At 64.8% G+C, this 17,128-nt stretch carries 18 protein-coding genes; 15 read left to right on the top strand and 3 right to left on the bottom strand.

Annotation, left to right across the window (positions count from 1 at the left end):
- Positions 1–48: 48 nt before the first annotated feature.
- On the bottom strand, positions 49–381 hold the full coding sequence (locus KGQ19_RS00735; RefSeq protein WP_212007051.1) for a hypothetical protein: 333 nt from the start codon (positions 379–381) through the stop codon (positions 49–51).
- A 457-nt stretch (positions 382–838) separates the two neighbouring features.
- On the opposite strand from KGQ19_RS00735, the gene KGQ19_RS00730 reads away from it, so the two are divergent.
- Genes KGQ19_RS00730 through KGQ19_RS00720 form a run of 3 tightly spaced genes read left to right on the top strand, consistent with a single transcriptional unit; the run spans position 839 to position 3,793 of the window.
- Positions 839–1,102, top strand: a complete 264-nt coding sequence (locus KGQ19_RS00730) for a hypothetical protein (protein WP_212007050.1) — start codon at positions 839–841, stop codon at positions 1,100–1,102.
- A gap of 4 nt (positions 1,103–1,106) precedes the next feature.
- The gene (locus KGQ19_RS00725; RefSeq protein WP_212007049.1) at positions 1,107–2,594 is read left to right on the top strand and encodes an ADP-ribosyltransferase domain-containing protein; all 1,488 of its coding nucleotides are present in this window, start codon (positions 1,107–1,109) and stop codon (positions 2,592–2,594) included.
- Positions 2,595–2,626: 32 nt separating this feature from the next.
- The gene (locus tag KGQ19_RS00720) at positions 2,627–3,793 is read left to right on the top strand and encodes an ADP-ribosylglycohydrolase family protein (RefSeq protein WP_212007048.1); all 1,167 of its coding nucleotides are present in this window, start codon (positions 2,627–2,629) and stop codon (positions 3,791–3,793) included.
- A 60-nt stretch (positions 3,794–3,853) separates the two neighbouring features.
- Here KGQ19_RS00720 and KGQ19_RS00715 read toward each other — a convergent pair whose 3' ends face one another.
- Together KGQ19_RS00715 and KGQ19_RS00710 are read right to left on the bottom strand one after the other, a co-directional pair.
- The gene (locus KGQ19_RS00715; protein ID WP_212007047.1) at positions 3,854–4,159 is read right to left on the bottom strand and encodes an immunity protein TriTu family protein; all 306 of its coding nucleotides are present in this window, start codon (positions 4,157–4,159) and stop codon (positions 3,854–3,856) included.
- On the bottom strand, positions 4,156–5,082 hold the full coding sequence (locus tag KGQ19_RS00710) for an RHS repeat-associated core domain-containing protein (protein ID WP_230418001.1): 927 nt from the start codon (positions 5,080–5,082) through the stop codon (positions 4,156–4,158). The genes KGQ19_RS00715 and KGQ19_RS00710 overlap by 4 nt, the downstream gene beginning before the upstream one ends.
- A gap of 880 nt (positions 5,083–5,962) precedes the next feature.
- Between KGQ19_RS00710 and KGQ19_RS00705 the strand changes: the two genes are divergently transcribed.
- The 12 genes from KGQ19_RS00705 (at position 5,963) to KGQ19_RS00650 (ending at position 16,968) form a co-directional block, all read left to right on the top strand.
- A complete protein-coding gene (locus KGQ19_RS00705; RefSeq protein ID WP_212007045.1) occupies positions 5,963–6,586 on the top strand; it encodes a hypothetical protein in 624 nt (207 codons plus the stop codon).
- A gap of 26 nt (positions 6,587–6,612) precedes the next feature.
- A complete protein-coding gene (locus tag KGQ19_RS00700; RefSeq protein ID WP_212007044.1) occupies positions 6,613–7,644 on the top strand; it encodes a hypothetical protein in 1,032 nt (343 codons plus the stop codon).
- A gap of 172 nt (positions 7,645–7,816) precedes the next feature.
- Positions 7,817–8,344, top strand: a complete 528-nt coding sequence (locus KGQ19_RS00695; RefSeq protein ID WP_212007043.1) for an SAF domain-containing protein — start codon at positions 7,817–7,819, stop codon at positions 8,342–8,344.
- A complete protein-coding gene (locus KGQ19_RS00690; protein ID WP_212007042.1) occupies positions 8,341–9,174 on the top strand; it encodes a hypothetical protein in 834 nt (277 codons plus the stop codon). The genes KGQ19_RS00695 and KGQ19_RS00690 overlap by 4 nt, the downstream gene beginning before the upstream one ends.
- Before the next feature lie 103 nt (positions 9,175–9,277).
- Positions 9,278–10,636 (top strand): TadA family conjugal transfer-associated ATPase, encoded by a 1,359-nt coding sequence (locus KGQ19_RS00685; protein ID WP_212007041.1) that lies wholly within the window; start codon positions 9,278–9,280, stop codon positions 10,634–10,636.
- A 1-nt stretch (position 10,637) separates the two neighbouring features.
- Positions 10,638–11,522: a type II secretion system F family protein gene (locus KGQ19_RS00680; RefSeq protein WP_212007040.1), complete on the top strand. Its 885-nt coding sequence runs from the start codon at positions 10,638–10,640 to the stop codon at positions 11,520–11,522.
- The gene (locus KGQ19_RS00675) at positions 11,522–12,409 is read left to right on the top strand and encodes a hypothetical protein (protein ID WP_212007039.1); all 888 of its coding nucleotides are present in this window, start codon (positions 11,522–11,524) and stop codon (positions 12,407–12,409) included. Before KGQ19_RS00680 ends, KGQ19_RS00675 begins: the two co-directional genes overlap by 1 nt.
- Before the next feature lie 40 nt (positions 12,410–12,449).
- Complete coding sequence (locus tag KGQ19_RS00670; RefSeq protein WP_212007038.1) at positions 12,450–12,647, top strand: hypothetical protein; 198 nt, start codon at positions 12,450–12,452, stop codon at positions 12,645–12,647.
- A 43-nt stretch (positions 12,648–12,690) separates the two neighbouring features.
- Positions 12,691–13,080 carry a TadE family protein gene (locus KGQ19_RS00665; RefSeq protein ID WP_212007037.1) on the top strand — a complete coding sequence of 130 codons (390 nt, stop codon included), beginning with the start codon at positions 12,691–12,693 and terminating at the stop codon, positions 13,078–13,080.
- Entirely contained in the window at positions 13,077–13,511 is a 435-nt protein-coding gene (locus KGQ19_RS00660; protein ID WP_212007036.1) for a TadE/TadG family type IV pilus assembly protein, read from the top strand. Before KGQ19_RS00665 ends, KGQ19_RS00660 begins: the two co-directional genes overlap by 4 nt.
- Positions 13,511–13,945 carry a pilus assembly protein TadG-related protein gene (locus KGQ19_RS00655; protein ID WP_212007035.1) on the top strand — a complete coding sequence of 145 codons (435 nt, stop codon included), beginning with the start codon at positions 13,511–13,513 and terminating at the stop codon, positions 13,943–13,945. Before KGQ19_RS00660 ends, KGQ19_RS00655 begins: the two co-directional genes overlap by 1 nt.
- The gene (locus tag KGQ19_RS00650) at positions 13,942–16,968 is read left to right on the top strand and encodes a LysM peptidoglycan-binding domain-containing protein (RefSeq protein WP_212007034.1); all 3,027 of its coding nucleotides are present in this window, start codon (positions 13,942–13,944) and stop codon (positions 16,966–16,968) included. Before KGQ19_RS00655 ends, KGQ19_RS00650 begins: the two co-directional genes overlap by 4 nt.
- Positions 16,969–17,128: the final 160 nt, after the last annotated feature.

Here is a 17,128-nt window from a genome sequence, read left to right as displayed (position 1 = left end):
CGGCCGGAACTCCCGGCGCCTGGAGCTACTCGGCTCATGTGGTGCCCCTCAGAGTCCGTACACGTGGTGACCGCTGATGCGATCTCCATCGGGATCAGTGGCCTGACGGGCCAAAGTGCCATCGGTCTGCTGGAAGCGTGCGACTGAATCGCGACACATGCTTGACAGCACCGAGATGAAGGAGTCGATTGAGGTTGCGGCCTTCGTCCAGGCCGCAGTGAATTCGGCCATCAGATCCGTCAGCTGACCCTCATCGCCGAGGCCGATCGGGGGATCGAGCGTTAGTGCTGATCCATCCCACTGCCCCCGGATTCGGTCTGCTTGGTCTGCGAAGGTCGATAGGCCGTTGAAGTCGAGCTGGAGCTCGGTTGGTGATGTCATGGATCCCCCCTGAGCTATGACACCTTGCGTCCGAGACGACGCCGTTTGACGATATGAACTGTGGCGGTTTGATGTCAACGGACGACGCAAGCGACTACCCTGCGTGATCGGCACCCGAGCTGCATCGGGTTACCGTCAGATGAGAACTTCCGGCAGCGTCGCAGGGGGCTATGAAACTGGCGGCGGTCCTTATCGGGATCCTGATGCTACCCACTGACCAGGTGATAGAGGGCCATCAGCATCAAGGTTCTTATCTGTCTCCGAGTACTCCCCGCGGGCTTGTGGTTCTCGCCTCCTTGTCGACGTGCTGCTGGTCCTGGCAGGATAACGGCCTAGCTACGCGCGGCTACTGGCAGTGTCCGTGATACCGAGCTACGGGGGGATTGTGGCTGACCTGCAGGTCGAGTCGGCATCGTTGCAGAGAGCGTCGGCATTGCTGGGGAGTGCGGCAAGTCCGATGGAGAAGCCTGAGACGGCCTTCAAACTCGCACGTGGCCAGCTGAACGCCCTGGGCGCGCTGGGCTCGTTGATGCATGCGCAGGGCCAAGTCGGCAAGGCCATGGACGATCTGGCGGCTGCGTCTGCGGCACTGCGGGCCGAATGGGGCTCGGAATCCGACATCCTGTCGGCACTCGCGCAGGCGTTCGCCGATCTGGACACTGCGTTGGCCGGCGATGCCCCGACGGTGCATTCCGTTGGCGGCCGGGCGCTGGCGGACTAGCGCGATGGGGCTTCTCGACGACGTCGGTGGCGTTCTCGACGATCTGAACCCGCTGCATCTGATCGACGCGTTGAACAACGCGATCGGCCACAGCACAGCTGACATCCTGCAGTTCTTGGGGATCACCGACCCTGCGGTCGATCCGGATGGGATCCGGCGGGTTGCCGCGGTGTGGAAGAACCTCGCGGACGCGATTGGCGCTGCGGGGTTCGCGGCGAACCAAAGCACGGCAGACATGACGCTGAAAGGCCAGGTAGATATCGCCTTCGGCGATCGTGCGGGCCAAGTCCAGTCTGTTGCCTCGCAGGTCGAGGGCGCGCTGTATAAGGGGCATGACGGGCTGGTCAAGCTCGCTGATCAGGCGCACGATTTGATATCGCAGGTCGGCGTGCTGGCGGCTCAGATCGCCGAGTTCGAGGTCGCGGGGCTGGCGCTGTCGTTGCTGACCGGCCCGCTGTCGGATGCCGCCGCAGCGCTGGCCTCCGGGACCCGGGCCCGGCAAATCGTCGAGGTATTCGCCGAGCTTGAGGCGATGGTGGTACGCGCTGGCAAGATGATCGAGGACCTGTGCGCTGAGATCGCTGGTCTGGGCCGCATTCTGAAGGCTCTGGAGTCGGTGGGCAAGGTCGCCTTTAGCGGCGCGAAGAACGCGGCCGCCTTCGACCTCATGTTCAACCCGGGTCACCTCGTCAACCCTGACAAGCTCACGGGTGACCTGGCCCTCGGCGCAGGAGGAGAGGTCGGTTTCACGGCACTTGGGCGCGGTCTTGGCGCGCTGCGGGGTGCCCTGGGAGAGCTGGGGTTGGATGGCGCGGCGGGGGACACGGCAGACCTCTTCGGCCCGGAGGTCGACCAAGTCCTTACCGATCTCGACCACGATCCCGCGACTGCTGGCCTGGCGTCCGGGCCTGGAGGGCCGAACCAGGTCGACCCGGCCGCCTTGAAGGCCTTCGCGGATTCGTACTACGCCTACGACGCCGACCTGAAGTCGGTCCAGGACTTCATCAGCCTCAACCCGGACTTCGCGCACGCCGATCCGGAACTGCTTACCGCAGTCAAGGGATACACCGGCAACGCGTTCTACCGCGCGATGAACGACGCGCTCCGGAGCGAAGACCCAGCGCGGACGGCTCCCTGGGCGAATCACGTGGAGGTGATCAACGCGGGGCTAGATCAACTCCCGCCCTACGAGGGCTCTGTGTTCCGCGGTATAAGGGTCTTCGATGATGCCGAGGCGGCGACGATCGCCGCGAAGTACGAACCGGGCCAGGTCATCACCGAGAACGCTTTCATGAGCACCGGCGTCGGGCACGGTTTCTCGGGCAAGGTGCAGCTGGAAGTCGAGTCCTTGACGGGACGCGACATCAAGCCGATCTCGCACGTTCCCGGCGAGGGTGAGATCCTTTTCAAGGCTGGCACGAAGTTCGAAGTTGTCAGCAGGGCCCAGGATGCCTCGGGGACTTGGCACATTCAGCTCAAGGAGACGTCGTGACAGAATATGTCCCCTCCCCGGAAGACCAGCGATTGATCGACGAGCTGACGAAGAACGCCGAGGAAGCTGGCGACGTCTCGCCGGAGCAGCGGACGCGGCGGATCCGAGACGACGAGTTCGCACCCGGGATGAACGCCCAGTTCCAGCTGCAGTCGCCAGGGCCGTCTACGCCCGCGCCGGCTCCAGCCGAGGTGGCGCGGCGAGCAGCGGTGCGCGCGGATCGAGCGGCGGGAGCCCTGATCGGGGCGGCCTGCGGTGACGCGCTGGGAGTGCCCTACGAGTTCGGGCGGCTCGGTGAGGCCGAGCGACCGGTGATGCGCGGCGGCGGTCTGGGCCCGTACGAGCCGGGCGAATACTCGGACGACACGCAGATGCAAGTGGTGATCGCCAAGGTCGCGGCCTCGGGACTGGCGTTGGACGAGGACCCGGCGCAACGGGCGATTGCCGAAGGGTTCATCGGCTGGCTGGCCGGCGGTGCCAGCGATGTCGGCGCGCAGACGCGGCAGGTGCTGTCCCAGGCAAGCGCGGCCGGAGGCGATCCGCTGACGGCAGTTCGGGCAGCCTCGGCGGCTATCCATGAGCGTACCGGGCGCTCGGCCGGCAACGGTTCGCTGATGCGCACTGGAGTAGTGGGACTGGCGTTTCTCGACGGTGCCGACGGCAGATTCCGATGCCGGGACGCCGCCCGTGGGATCAGTGGTCTGACGCATTTTGACGCGCTTGCCGGAGACGCCTGCGTGCTGTGGAGCGAAGGCGTGCGTGAAGCAGTCCGCCACCACACGCCAGGGATGTGGCGGTTCTACGGCGTCCGCAACGCGGTGCAAATGCTGCCCCCGGAGCGCCGGGACCAGTGGACCGCGTGGCTGGACGAGGCCCAGGCGAAGCCGCCGCACGCATTCCAGCCCAACGGCTACGTGGTCCGGGCATTTCAGGCCGCGTGGTCGGCGATCTACCACACGGTGATCCCGAAGGACCGGCCCCAGGACCACTTCCGCCTCGCCTTGGAGGCGGCAGTGCACGCCGGGAACGACACCGACACTGTCGCGGCCATTGCTGGCGCGCTGCTCGGCGCGGCTTGGGGTCGCTCGGCGATCCCAGCCGAATGGCAGCGCGTAGTCCATGGCTGGCCCGGTTTGGATGTCGACGGGCTAGCCGAATTGACCGCCCGTATCACCTCGGCGTCGGTGCGCTCGGCCTGACCCGCAGCCTGCTAACTCGGAGTGATACGGGGTCGACCGATCGGGCAGGCCGCAACCTGGTCAGCCTTCCTGCAGCCAGTCCACCAGCGACTCGGCAACGGCCCTCAGCCTTTCCCGAGTCACGCCTTCCTCGTAGGTCTCCTCAGGGTCGCCGTCTGCTGTGAGGTCCATCGACGACCAATTCATTTCGGCGGAATCCCATACCGTCAGCATCGTGACACGGGTTCCCAGCTGTAGCGACACTCCGAACGATCTCTTCGGCCGGTCAGCCGGTGACTCGAAAATCTCGACGTCGGCGCCTAACGTCCGGATCTCTGTTCCGTGGTCCTCAAGCCACTCTCTCAGCAGCGCGGGAAGATCGATCACGTTTTCACTGTCCCATCCCAGATCAGATTCTCAAAGCTGGGCATCTCAGGTGGCGGCAGGCCTCGCTTCGCGTTCAACTTCGCATAGATCGGGTGCTTGGGACCTGGAATCTGGGCCCAGCCAGGCTCCCCTGCGGGCTTGAGAGACGACGTGGGCACATCGAACTCTACGTATCTGGTGCCCGGTGCAGCTTGGCGGTAGTACGCGGCCGGGTCGGCAGGGCTGGCGACGTAGGTGGAGGTGCCTTCGCTGCCGGCCTGCACCTTTCCGGTATCGATCATCGATTGGTGCTCTTCGGGTGACATCCACCTGCCGACCTGCGTCATGTCCTCGGAGGGCCCGTCGGCTACGTCGCCTTCACCATCCTCCCCGCAAGCGAGCCCGAGAGGGTCGATCCAGGTTAGGGGGTTCGGCACGTAGGCGTGGTCGTTGGGCGCGGGGTCAAGGCCCAGCGGGTCCGGGGTCAAGTAGGCGGCGGTGTCGGGGTTGTAGTAGCGGTACAGGTTGTAGTGCAGGCCGGTCTCGTCGTCGTGGTACTGACCGGGGAAGCGACGGGGGCAGTGGAGGCCGGCGTCTACGCTGAACTCAGTGGTGTGTCCCCAGATCGTGGTCGAGCTGTGCCAGGCGATGTCCCCGTCGGGCGTGACCAACTCGGCTGGCGTGCCGACGAGGTCCGTGATGATGGCGTGGAAGGCTTCGTCGTAGGCGTCCTGTTCGGCGTCGGCGTCGGCGGCCAGAGCGCGACGCCGCTGGGCGGCAGGGCGGAAGGTGCCCGGATCATAGTCCCAGGTCAGCGTGGTAATAGCCCCGTTCGCCCCGGTCGAGTGCTCTTCGACCAGGCGGGGGCCGTCCCAACTGAACAGGGTTCGTTCGACGGCACCTCCGTAGTCACCGATACGGTGTTTGGCCGTGCGGCGGCCCATGGGGCCGTAGGAGTATCGCCAGGTGCCAGCATCGGGAGTATCGGCCTCGATATGCCGACTCCACATCGTGCGCGAGGTCCCCGAACTGCTTGGCCAAGGCCTGCACCGACTCGACCACACCCGGAGTCGGATCCCCATCCAGCCCCAGAATGTCCCAACCCGTTGGACGTGCCATCCCCCTGAGCCTCCCCCGGCGTCAGCATGTTGTTCGTCGGTGTACCAGACGCGCGGCTGCTCCACGCCGAACGGGAGAGGAGCTTACAGGGGCGTTCGAGACTGTGGTAACCCTGTTCAGCGGCATCAACTACACACAGTTGTCAAGCCGTGCCGACGTAGGGACATCCATGACAATTTCCGATCGGGCGTCAGTGAGGAACTCGCTGTGACGAAGGTCATGCCCGTTTCGCCACGTTGATGGATCTGAACATGAGCAACCCGGGCGACGCCAGCTCATTGGCCTGGGCTAATGGTGCGACCATTGCAGCGCTCACCACCTCCCTGACGCGGGAACCGCCCGGCGGTAGCCAGGCCGTCACAGAATCCTGATTCTGCGAGCCAGGTGTGCACTGTCCGGCCTGGTCGCTGATTCCTGCCGATGTCTCCGTGCCCTGATACAGTCTAGGCAGGTAGATCGGGCAAATCTGTGACAGCTCCTTGAGAACCACTGGCCGGGCGCCGTGAGCTCGGGGTGTCAACGGCGCATCACCAGCTCAACCAGGCGTGTCTAGCCAGTGCAAGCTCATGTGCCGAAGAACCTGTAACTGACCGTGAAAGGGCCTTGACGCGGGGTCTTGATCTGCGAAAAGTTGGAGCCACACCGAGTGGGCTGCCCCGTCACACCCGCGTTCGGTAGCGGGCGGGGCTGACGGGAGGAGCCTCGATGATCTCGAATCGGCGTTCAACAGCGGCCGTTGTCGCTGCGCTCATGGCGGTCCTGACGATGGCTACAGCCTGTGGGGGATCGAAAGGAGCGCCAGTTGCAGTCGCCGCTACCAGTGACGTACCCAGCAGCATCACTCCCAGCAGCGCCACCCCTTCTGCGACCACAACATCAGCCAATGACTCCGCGGACCGGACCGAGGTCCTTGTCGACTACAACAAGATGATCGCCGTGTGGGTCGGGATGCTCGACTCCGGCTTCCTTGACTTCTCGATATCGCTCTACACCAACAGCACTGTGGCGTACAAGATCCGCGGTGAGCTCAACCAGGCGAACACAGGCGGGTTGATTTACAAAGGCAGCCCCAAGTCTTCGCCGACGATCGCTTCCATAAACCTCACCGCGAACCCGCCGACGGCGACCGTCCATGATTGCTTCGACTCCCGGGGTTGGACCCCGTTCCTGAAGTCGGACCCGAGTAAGTCGGCTCTCGCCCCTGGTCAGACGATTGTCCCGCATCCGCTGACCGCCACCTTGAACAAAGTCGCTGTGAAGCCGCAGTCGCCATCCACTGGCGGGTGGGTTGTCACTGACTACTCGATAGACACGGACCATACGTGCTAGCCCGGGTTCGCGGTCTACTGACTGCCGTGGCGCTGGCCTTTGGAGCTGCTGTTGTCGTTGCTCCGGCCGCGCATGCCGGCGTCCAGTGCACCAAGCCTTATCAGGCTGACCCGAGCAGCCAGTACTGCACGCTCTACGTTGGCACGCCCGGTGGGTCGGGAACCGGTGGTAGCTCCGGCGTGTCAAGCAACGACTGCGGCAATGTCCCCAACGACGAGCCCTACACCTTGACCGGCTATACCTTCATTCCTTGCTACGACCCGACCTTTGGCTGGTGGGACGCAGCAGATTTGTGCTGGGTGACTGTGGCCACGCCGCAGCCGGTCGCAGGATACCGAGCTCCCGCCGAAAACCAGGATCCAGCCTGGAACAGCAAGTTGTGGGACAACATATGGAACAGCCAACGCGGGATAGCCTGGACGCCGGACTGGGCCGCGTTGATCGTTCCCTCCCCGTTTAAGGAAGGCCAGGGGCAGGTCCTAGACGGGCACTGCTACGTCGGAGCTGCCAATGGCGGTTTCGCCAACGCGCCTATCTGGCAACGATCCATCACCACGCCGCCACCGCTAGCCGCCATGCTCGACGAGGCCAAGAAGAAGCTCAACCTGACAAGCGCCAATATCACGATGGCGCCGACACCTAACGGCACCGGCCTTGTAGGCCTCCCCGTGTGGCTTTCAACTGCCGACACCGACCAGACCTGGAATCCCAAGCCAGTAACCGTCACCGCCGGAGGCGTCACTCTCACGGCGGTGGCCAACGGGGTCAATGTCACCTGGGACATGGGTGACGGTCATACCGTCGTCTGCCCCAACCACGGAACGGACTACACCCCAGGTTCCGGTAACACTCCATCACCGACGTGCGGCTACACCTACATCAATTCCTCTGGCGGGCAACCCGATGGCCAGTACAAGATCACCGCAAAAACGTTGTGGCACATCGCGTGGAACACCAACACCGGGGCCAACGGAGTGGTGACGCCAGCGCCAACAACAACCACAACCGCGACCGTTCGCATCGCCGAACTGCAGGTCGTCGGAAGCTCAGGAGGCTGACCTAACGATGGCTGGACCAAGCACCCGCGACCATCTGTCGGCCACGGGCCCGTTTGCTGCTGACTCCTATGCGGTTCCGCGTGCCGTTCCGCTGCGACGTCGCCGGCCCGCTGTCATCGCCGCTGGGTTCGCGTTGCTGGCTGCAGGCACTGTTGGCGGTGCCGCGCTGTACATGTCCACCGGGCATCGCGTGGCCGTGCTCGCGGTTGCGAAGCCGGTCGCGGCCGGCCAGGTCATCACCACCGACGACTTGGCGGTGGCAGATATATCGACGGATCCCATGCTCACGCCGATCTCGTCCGGTTCCAGGCAGAACGTTGTCGGCAGACGTGCCGCCGTCGCCCTCGAACCCGGGACGCTTCTGGTGACAGCCGATCTGAACGACACTCCGTTGGTCGCCGCAGACGCCCAGACCGTCGGCCTGGACCTGAAGCCGGGGCAGATGCCGGGTGAGAAGCTGGCCACGGGCCAGAAGGTCACCATCGTGTTCACCCCGGACCCCGCGGCTGGGGCGAGTCAGAGCAACGCCCAGCCGACCACGATCGGCGCGACGGTCACCCGTGTCGGATCGCCCGACAACCAGGGCGCCGTTGTCGTTGATGTCGCCGTACCCGGTGCTCAAGCCGCTACCTTGGCGGCGCAGGCTGCCACCGGCCATCTTGCCCTGGTGCTCGGATCCGGTGGGGGCTCCGGCTCATGACCACCATCGCCGTGGCGACCATGCCCGGCTCGCGCGGGGCCACAGTTGCCGCCCTTGCGTTGCTTTATGCGTGGCCGCTGGCACCCGGCTTCGGGGTGCTGCTGGTAGACGCTGATCCAGACGTCGGACCCATTCGCGCCGGCCACGGCCAGACTCGAATAGGCCCGGATCGCTCAATGGCCAACCTGGCTGTGCCGGCCAGAGAGGGAAACCTGGGGCAGGCGATCACCAACCAGCTGATCAACTTGGGGGAGGACGACCAGCATCTTCGTCTTATCCTGCTCGGATTCACCGACGCCAAGCAGGCGACGGGGTTCGGCTACGCCTGGGACACCCTCGCTGAGTCGCTGGTTCGCCCCGCGATCGGCAACATCGCCTTCGACGTGCTGATCGATCTCGGCCGCAACGGCACCACCGGCCGGCAGATCACGCTCGCCCGCCGCGCCGATGTGGTCCTCGCCGTCGTGGAGCCCACCTTGGCCGGTGTCGTCGTCGCGGAGACGCATATCAAGACACTGGTCAATGAGCTCAACGCGCATGGAGCAGGACCGGAGATCGGGCTCTTGGTGGTCGAACCGGGTCCGTTGGCGCCCAACCGCTACTCGCCCAATGAAGTCGGGCGAGTCCTGAATCTGCAGGTCGCTGGCGTGCTGCCGCATGATCCGCGGACCGCAGCGTGGCTCAGTCACGGTGGCAATCGACCGAAGCACCTGGATCGTGCCGAGCTCATAAGCGCGGCCCGGGGCTCGGTCAATCACATCCAGGCTATGGCTGCTGCCCGGTCAATGCGCTTGAGCCCGGCTGGACCGCGGAGCGTCACACATGGTTAACGGACACGTGTTTCCGGGCCCCGGAAGCGGACATGCCATTGCCGCGCCGCCGGCCTTCCCAGACCCTGTAACCAGAGTTCCTGAGCCTGCCCCGGTTCAGCTCGTGATCGACCACGAACAGGTGCGTTCTCTTCACCAGTCACTGGCCGATCAACTTTCCAATGACCCTGAATTCACCCGGCTCTCGCCGGAGGATCGCGAGCAGCGTGGCCGTGCTGTCATCAACTCGTTGGTCTACAACTGGTCGGTGAGGCACGCGCAGGCCACTGGACGTCAGCTCAGCGACGCTGAAGAGCGTGCCTATTCCGACGCAGTGTTCAACAGGGCGTTCCGTCATGGTCGTCTGGAACCGCTGCTGCAAGACGAGCGCATCGAGAACATCTTCGTCAACGGCGGCCAGACCTGGGTCGATCCGGGGAACGGCCCGATGGTCCAGATCGGGCCGTTGGCTGACACCGATGCCGACCTCATCGAGCTCGTCCAAGACCTGGCTCGTACCAACGGCAACAGCGAGCGGGTGCTGTCCACCGCGCAGCCTCTGCTCGGTCTCCGACTCGGCGACGGTTCACGTCTGCAGGCGATCACACATGTCACCCCCCGCCCGTACGTCACGATCCGTCGCCACCGAACGCTCGCCATTACCCTCGACGACCTGATCAGGCTCGGGGCGATCGACAGCGTTCTAGCCGGGTTCTTGTCCGCCTGCGTCCGCGCTCGTCTCAACGTCATGATCTGCGGCAGCCAGGGTGTCGGCAAGACCAGCCTTCTTCGTGCCCTGATCGCTGAGATCCCCGCTAGCGAACGGTTCGCGACGCTCGAGACCGAATTCGAGCTGTACGCGCACGAAGACAACTACCACACCCAAGTGCTGCCGATGGAGGCGCGGACGGGCAACGGTGAAGTCGTCGACGGCCGCGCCATCGGCGAGATCACGCTCGCGGACCTGATCCCGGCCGCACTCAGAATGTCGCTCACCCGCCTGATCGTGGGGGAGGTCCGCGCCGCCGAGATCCTGCCCATGCTCGACGTCATGCTCAACAGTGAAGGCGGATCCATGTGCACCCTGCACGTCCGCCGCCCCGAGCAGGTGTTCCGACGCATCGCCACACTCTGCGCGCGCTACGCTCCCGGTGGCATGGGCACAGACCTTGCCTTTGAAATCGCCGCCGACGCCCTCGACATCATCGTCCACGTTCGGATGTGGGACGAGTCCGCGATCGGCGGGAGCCGGCATCGCTTTGTATCCGACGTTTTGGAAGTCACCGGCATGGGCGACCATGGCAGGCCCGCCACCAACGTCATCTTCGGTCCCAGGGATCCAGAACCGCGCGCCGTACCGCGCATCCAGCCATCGTCCCGGTTGCAATCCACGCTGGCTCGTGTCGGATTCGATGTCACCGAGTTGGATCGGCAGTACGGCGCCTGGGCCAAGCCGTTGCAGACCCGGACCCAGGTGGTTTGACATGGGTGTCGGAGCGTTGATAGCGGCCCTGGCCGGTGGTGCGGTTATCGCCGGCGTCTTCGTAATCGTCGCTGGAATCAGGGGAACGGAGTTCGACCCTGCCGCACCGCCCAGGCCTTCGGGCCTTGCCCGCGCGCTGGCCGCGATCGGTCTGTCTCGCCAATCGAGCCTGGGCCGACGCTGGCAACTGTGGGTCGCCGCTGCGGTCTTCATCCTTGTCTTCCTCGCCACCCATCTGCTGCTGTCAGCAGCGCTGCTGACCTCCTTCATATGGGTCCTGCCGTGGTTGATGGCCCCGACTCGCAGCGACAAGACGTTCATTGTCCGCCTGGAGGCGCTGGAAGAATGGACGCGTCGCTTGGCAGCGATGGCGCAAATCGGCGCCGGGCTGGAGCAGTCGCTCCACGATTCGCTGCCGACCGCGCCAACGTCTATCAAACCTGCGATCGCAGACCTGGTGGCGCGGCTGGATTCGAAGATGGCACTGCGGGACGCACTGATGTACTTCGCCGATGACCTGGCGATGGTCGGAGGCGACACAGTGGTTCTTGCGCTCGTCGCAGCGTCGGCTGACCGCGGTCCGGGCCTCACGGCGACGCTGAACTCCCTGGCTGATTCGCTGTCCGAGGACTCGGCGATGCGCCGTGAAGTCGAGGCCAAGCGGGGCGAGTCCCGCACCACCGTTCGCTATCTCACGCTGACCCTCGTCGCTGTCGTCGGCGTGGGCGCGCTGGACACCGGTTACGTACGGCCTTATCAGTCGCCAGTGGGGATAGCCGTTCTTGCAGGCTGTCTTGCCGCATTGTTCGGAACCTTCTGGTGGATGCGCAGCCTCATCCAAGGACCGCCGGAGCCCCGGATCCTTCTGCAGAAGGACGGTCGCTGATGATACCGCTGCCATACCTCGGCGCCGGCTGCGTCGCTGGGCTCGGTCTCGCTGTGCTCACCTCCGAGTTTCTTCCTGCGCCGCCGAAACTGACGACCGCCTTGGACCGGATGCGTCAGACCACCGCACCGCAACCCACTTCCGATGATCGCGGGCTGCGCATGCGGTTCGGGGCATGGCTGGCCGAACGTGCAGATGGACTCCCTGGGCTTACGGTCCCCGTCAAGGATCTGGCGATCCTCAACAAGCCACGTGAGCTGTGGTTCTTTGACAAGATCGGCTCAACGGTCCTGGTGCTGCTGGGTGTGCCTTATGCCATGGCGATGTTCTACCTGATCGGCTTCCAACTCCCGCCGGTGCTGGCACTGGTCATTGCGGTGGTGGGTGCCGCCGTCGCTTGGTTCGGGGCTGACTACGATCTCGCAGCCAGAGCTCGCAAGGCCCGCCGCGAATTCGACTGGGCCTTGGCTTCATACCTCGACTTGGTCGCGCTGCGCAGGCTTGGTGACGCGGCCGCCGCTGACGCACTTCAAGGTGCCGCGGAGCTCGGCGAGGGCTGGGTCTTCGTACGCCTACGGGAAGCGTTGCACCATGCGCGATTGGAACGCGTGCCCCCATGGGACGGCCTGCGCAAGCTGGCCGATGAAGTAGGCGCCGGCGCGCTGCGAGACGTTGCGGACATCATGTCCTGGTCCGGGTCTGATGGCGCATCGGTCTATACGGCGCTGCGGGCTCGCACCAAAGCGCTGCGGGTGACCCTGGGCAACGCCCAGGCGGAGGACGCCGCGGCGGCAACTGTCCGACTCACGATGATCGGCGCGTTCCTCGCTCTGGTTCTCATGATCCTCATCGGCTATCCGGCGTTCTCCCGCATTCTCTCGACCTGATTCACACAGCCAAACCGTCAACCCAGGAGTAGGAGCACTGATGTCCGACAAGATGTTGAAGGCGCAAGTCAAGGCCACGATGCTGCGTGCTCGGCTGCGGCAAATCCGCGACGACGATTCCGGCGAGATCCTCCCGTGGGTGTTGCTCACACTGGGCCTGCTCGGTGTCGTCGCTACCGTAGTCGCCGCCATCACGACCTGGGCCACCACCAAGTCCGGCGATATCACCAGCCACTAGGCCGGGGCTACTCATGCACTCCGCACGGCGGATCATCCAATGGATGCGTAGCGACGATTCTGGGTCCGCGCCGATCGAGACCGTCCTGCTGTTTCCCGCCTTCGCTCTCATCACCCTGATGATTGTGCAGGGGTGCATGTGGTTCTTCGCGCGGGAAGTCGCCATCGCCGCGGCGACCGAAGGCGCCCGCACTGGATCTGCTTACAACTCGGGGCCTGCGGCAGGGGTAGATCGCGCGAACGACCTTCTGAACCGCACAAACAACGCCAAGCTCTTGTCCGCTCAAGTCTCCGCGGCCGGCAGTACGGCGACCACTGTCCAGATCACAGTGTCTGGACATGCACCCTCCATCCTCTTCGGCTTCGCTGCTCCGTCAGTGACTGCGGTTGTTGACATGCCCGTCGAACGACTCACCTCGGGAGCGAACCCGTGACCCGCTTTCGTCGCGATGACGGCAGCGCAGCCATCGAACTAGTGCTTGTCGCACCTGCGGTGATGATGGTGTTTTCTATCGCGGTCGCAGCCGGACGGATCTACGTGGACCACAACGCCCTGGACACTGCAGCCCAGGCCGGTGCACGACAGGCATCCATCAGTCGCGATGCGGTCACCGCGGATGCTCAAGCTCGTGCTGCCGTAGGTGCCTCCCTCTCGTCCGACGGGCTGCACTGTTCCGGTGTCCCGGACGTCACCGTCGACACCAGCGGGTTCTCCGCTCCCATCGGCCAACCCGCGACCGTCACCGTCACTGTGGCGTGCACTGTCCCACTATCTGATCTTGTAGTGCCGGGACTCCCGCTACCCGGCACCCACTCCGAATCTGCATCCTTCACGTCGGTGCTCGATCTGTACCGGAGCCGCTAATGCGCGTACTGCTACGCCGCCTAGCCGGCGACGACCGGGGCAGCATCTCGATGATGGTCGCCGTGATGTTCTTCGGATGGTCGGTCATGATCGGGCTGGTCGTGGACGGCGGCGGCAAACTCGCCGCGATCGAGCACGCCGACGCCGTAGCCAACGAAGCAGCCCGCGCAGGAGGCCAGGCCATCGACCCGACGAAAGCCATACCCGGAACGGCCATCGTTGTCGACCCGACCGCCGCGGTCAGCGCCGCCCAAACCTTCCTGGCCAATGCCGGAGTCAACGGCACGGTCGTCCCGGCCGCCGACGGCAAGTCGATCGACGTCACCGTCGACACCTCCTATCAGCCGCTGTTCACCGGCGCTTTCGGTGTCGGCTCGTGGTCGGTTACCGGACACGGGAGTGCACAGCTACTCACGGCGGTGGTCGCGCCATGAGCGCCCGTCAGCCCCGTCGAAGCCGATTTGCCGAGATCCTCGTCGGACTCGCAAGCCTCATCGCGTTGGCCGCGATGCTCGTCGGCTACCCGATCGCGATGCTCGCGGCGACCCGGGTCCTGGCCCCGGCGCTGCCTTCGCTCAGCCACCCAGGTGACCTCTTCCACCGCACCGACTCCGACATGTTGGTGTTGGTGATGCTGGCCGTCGGCTGGCTTGCCTGGGCGCTATTCACCCTGACCGTCATCATTCAGATCCCGGCGACGATCCGCGGTATCCGCGCCCCACGACTGCCGGCGCTCGGCAGCATGCAACGCACCGCCGCGGTTCTGCTTACTGCGATCGCGGCCATCTTGCCCGCAGCGGGGTCTGCGATGGCCGCCGATTCTTCCTCCGGCCTGCCGATCACCCACAGTCCCGGGTCTCAGGTCGTGGCGTCCGCGCCCGCGCGCCCGGCACCTGCCACGACAAGCAGCATCGAACACGAGAGCCGGCAGGGTCAGAGCCGCGCAGCAGCGACAAGGTCCTACACCGTCCAGGACCGGGACACCCTTTGGAGCATCGCGGAACACGAGCTCGGCGACGGTGCGCGTTGGCGGGACATCGCCCAGGAGAATCGTGGCCGCACGATGCCGGGTGGGGCCGTCTTCAGCCCTAGAGAACCGATCCACGCCGGCTGGGTCCTCTTGCTACCTGAGCATCAGGGACCGACACCGCACTCTGCCGCTGATAATGGACTCCAGCACACTGCGTCCCATGCGAGCCCAGAAGCCCGGCACGAGGTCGTTCCTGGTGACACCCTGTCGAGCATCGCAGAACGAGACTATGGCGATCCCACCTTGTGGCCCGTGATCTTCGACGCCAACAAGGGCGCCGCACAGAATGGCGGGCATTTCGACAACCCGAATCTGATCTATCCCGGGGACGACCTGACCATCCCGCATGCGGTCGTGCCGACCAGGGAGGACCGTCCATCGCCTGCACCACCGACAACGCCTGTGACGGCATCGTCGGCGACGGGCTCACCCCGGTTTGAGGAACCGATTCCGTCCTCATCGCCGGCAGCCCCGACGATGGGATCTACACGCATGGAGACGTCGATCTCGTCTTCGTCACTGGCAAATGGAACGGCGTCGGTAGCCTTGTCGGTGGATCGATCCGATCAGGCCATGATCGAAATAGGGATCTCGGCCATCTCGGCGGCTGCGTTCCTGGCGCTGTTGGCAGAGCGCAGGCGTCTGCAGCAAGTTGCGCGCCGCGTCGGACAGCGAATCGCGATGCCCCCGCCACACCTCGCCGCTGTCGAACACCGACTACACGCGGCGGCGGACCCAGCTGGCCGTGAGTTTCTAGATCGAGTCCTGCGCTCCCTGGCCCACCACTCCGCCACCACCGGCCGGCTGATACCGGAGGCCAACGCCGCTCTGCTGCGCAGCGATGGCGTCGAACTCAGGCTGACTCAACCGTGTCCGCCGATAGCCCCCTTCAGCGCGGTCAGCGAGACCGCATGGTGGTGCCCGCGGAGCAAGGCAGATCTGCTTCCGCGCGCCGTTGCCAGAAAACAGCCTCACCCTTACCCGGCGCTGGTCACTATCGGAACCACCGATGATGGCGACGGCGTCCTCGTTGACCTCGAGCATTATGGCGTCCTCGAAATCGGTGGTGACCGGGCGCAATCCGCCGATGTCATTCGCTCGCTCGGTGTGGAGCTGCCCTGGTCGGAATACGTTGCCGTCACGTCCGCCGACCTGGAACTGTCAGAGCATTTGACGCCGAACCCGGTGCACGTCGACCCGGACACGGTGTTGCCCGCCTTTGAACAGTGGACGTCCTCTGTGAGCGGGGTACTTCCGGACGGCTCGGGCAGCGAGCCGCTTCGAACGGCGAGGATTGACCAAACTCATCCTGACGCGACTACCTCCCAAGTGGTGCTGGCAACTGCGGACTGGACCACGCCGCAGGCTGTCGATCGTCTGAACGCTGGAATCGGCCGCGACCCCCGCCCCGGCGCAGCGGCTGTTGTCGCCGTCGGCGACGACGTCCCTGCCGGGACGCATCGCGTCACGATTGACGCGGAAGGCAAGGCGCTACTGCCAGACCTCAATCTGGCGGTGACCATGCAGCGCGTAAACGAAGGCCAGTACGGTCAGTTGCTGGGCATCATGGGAACCACAGCGGGGCAGGCCGTTGAAGACGCTGAGTGGCATGACTGCGTCGTGGCGTTTGCTGAGGGTGCGTCACAGCAGATGCGCCTGAACAAGCTGGAAGCTCGTCCTGTGGCCACTACAGGCGCGGTTCGACCGAGCGTTCATCTCTTCGGGACCGTAAATGTAGTGGACACCGCCCCGATCGTCGATCCGAGACACCTGGAGATGGCCGCCTACATTCGCCTGAACCCAGGGGCGGACATCCGGACGATGAGCGCCGACATGGTGGCCACCGTTCCTAGCGTGGGTACGGGGCTGGCTCAACTGCGCAATCTACTCGGCAACGACGCCGACGGGTCGGCATTTCTCCCCCTGACACCAGACGGCCGCCTCACCTTCACCGGTCGCATGGGCTGCGACTGGACAGCCTTCGAAGAGCATCGCCGGGCCGGGCGGTTCTCCGAAGCGCTGATCTTGGTGAGGGGAGAGCCGTTCGCGGATGCTTGGTCAGGCCGCTTCGGATGGGCTGAGCCATTGCGTCAGTCGATGGTCTCCACGGTCATCGACGTCGCCCACGTTCTGGCCGAGTCATACCTGGCAGCCCGCGACTACGAAGCCGCACGAGCCGCGGTGTCGCGAGGGCTGGTTGGCGTTCCGTTCTCCGAACTGCTCTACCGGGACCTAATGCTGATCGTGACTGCCGAAGCCGGCCGAGACAGCAATGATGAGTTCGCAGCGCTTCTCGCAGCCTTCAACACCATGTGTGCCGACTACAACGTCAGCCCATCTCAAGAGACGGTGACGGTCATCAATCGCATCGGGAGCCGAGTCCGATTCACTCATGAGTCCCATCTTGGGGCGCCGACCCGCCGATGACTACGACCTCGCTGCCAAGGCTTACGCCCACGGGTACCGTGTGTCCGCGGCCGCGAAGAGGATTAGTAGCCGCCCGCGTTAGCGACGACTGCAGGAGGATCGAGCGCATGCCGGAGGTAGTGAACCTGGTGCACTCGCTGAACGGGCGTGTCCGTAAGGC

This window comes from Catenulispora pinistramenti (genome assembly GCF_018274385.1).
GTDB lineage: Bacteria > Actinomycetota > Actinomycetes > Streptomycetales > Catenulisporaceae > Catenulispora > Catenulispora pinistramenti.
This window is presented reverse-complemented; position numbering and strand designations above follow the sequence as displayed.

Excerpts from the sequence above, each read along its gene's own strand:
- KGQ19_RS00735 (WP_212007051.1), bottom strand. The coding sequence starts at position 381 with ATGACATCACCAACCGAGCTCCAGCTCGACTTCAACGGCCTATCGACC.
- KGQ19_RS00725 (WP_212007049.1), top strand. The coding sequence starts at position 1,107 with ATGGGGCTTCTCGACGACGTCGGTGGCGTTCTCGACGATCTGAACCCG.
- KGQ19_RS00665 (WP_212007037.1), top strand. The coding sequence starts at position 12,691 with ATGCGTAGCGACGATTCTGGGTCCGCGCCGATCGAGACCGTCCTGCTG.
- KGQ19_RS00690 (WP_212007042.1), top strand. The coding sequence starts at position 8,341 with ATGACCACCATCGCCGTGGCGACCATGCCCGGCTCGCGCGGGGCCACA.
- KGQ19_RS00730 (WP_212007050.1), top strand. The coding sequence starts at position 839 with ATGGAGAAGCCTGAGACGGCCTTCAAACTCGCACGTGGCCAGCTGAAC.
- KGQ19_RS00675 (WP_212007039.1), top strand. The coding sequence starts at position 11,522 with ATGATACCGCTGCCATACCTCGGCGCCGGCTGCGTCGCTGGGCTCGGT.
- KGQ19_RS00710 (WP_230418001.1), bottom strand. The coding sequence starts at position 5,082 with ATGGGCCGCCGCACGGCCAAACACCGTATCGGTGACTACGGAGGTGCC.
- KGQ19_RS00655 (WP_212007035.1), top strand. The coding sequence starts at position 13,511 with ATGCGCGTACTGCTACGCCGCCTAGCCGGCGACGACCGGGGCAGCATC.
- KGQ19_RS00650 (WP_212007034.1), top strand. The coding sequence starts at position 13,942 with ATGAGCGCCCGTCAGCCCCGTCGAAGCCGATTTGCCGAGATCCTCGTC.
- KGQ19_RS00695 (WP_212007043.1), top strand. The coding sequence starts at position 7,817 with ATGTCCACCGGGCATCGCGTGGCCGTGCTCGCGGTTGCGAAGCCGGTC.
- KGQ19_RS00670 (WP_212007038.1), top strand. The coding sequence starts at position 12,450 with ATGTCCGACAAGATGTTGAAGGCGCAAGTCAAGGCCACGATGCTGCGT.
- KGQ19_RS00680 (WP_212007040.1), top strand. The coding sequence starts at position 10,638 with ATGGGTGTCGGAGCGTTGATAGCGGCCCTGGCCGGTGGTGCGGTTATC.
- KGQ19_RS00705 (WP_212007045.1), top strand. The coding sequence starts at position 5,963 with ATGATCTCGAATCGGCGTTCAACAGCGGCCGTTGTCGCTGCGCTCATG.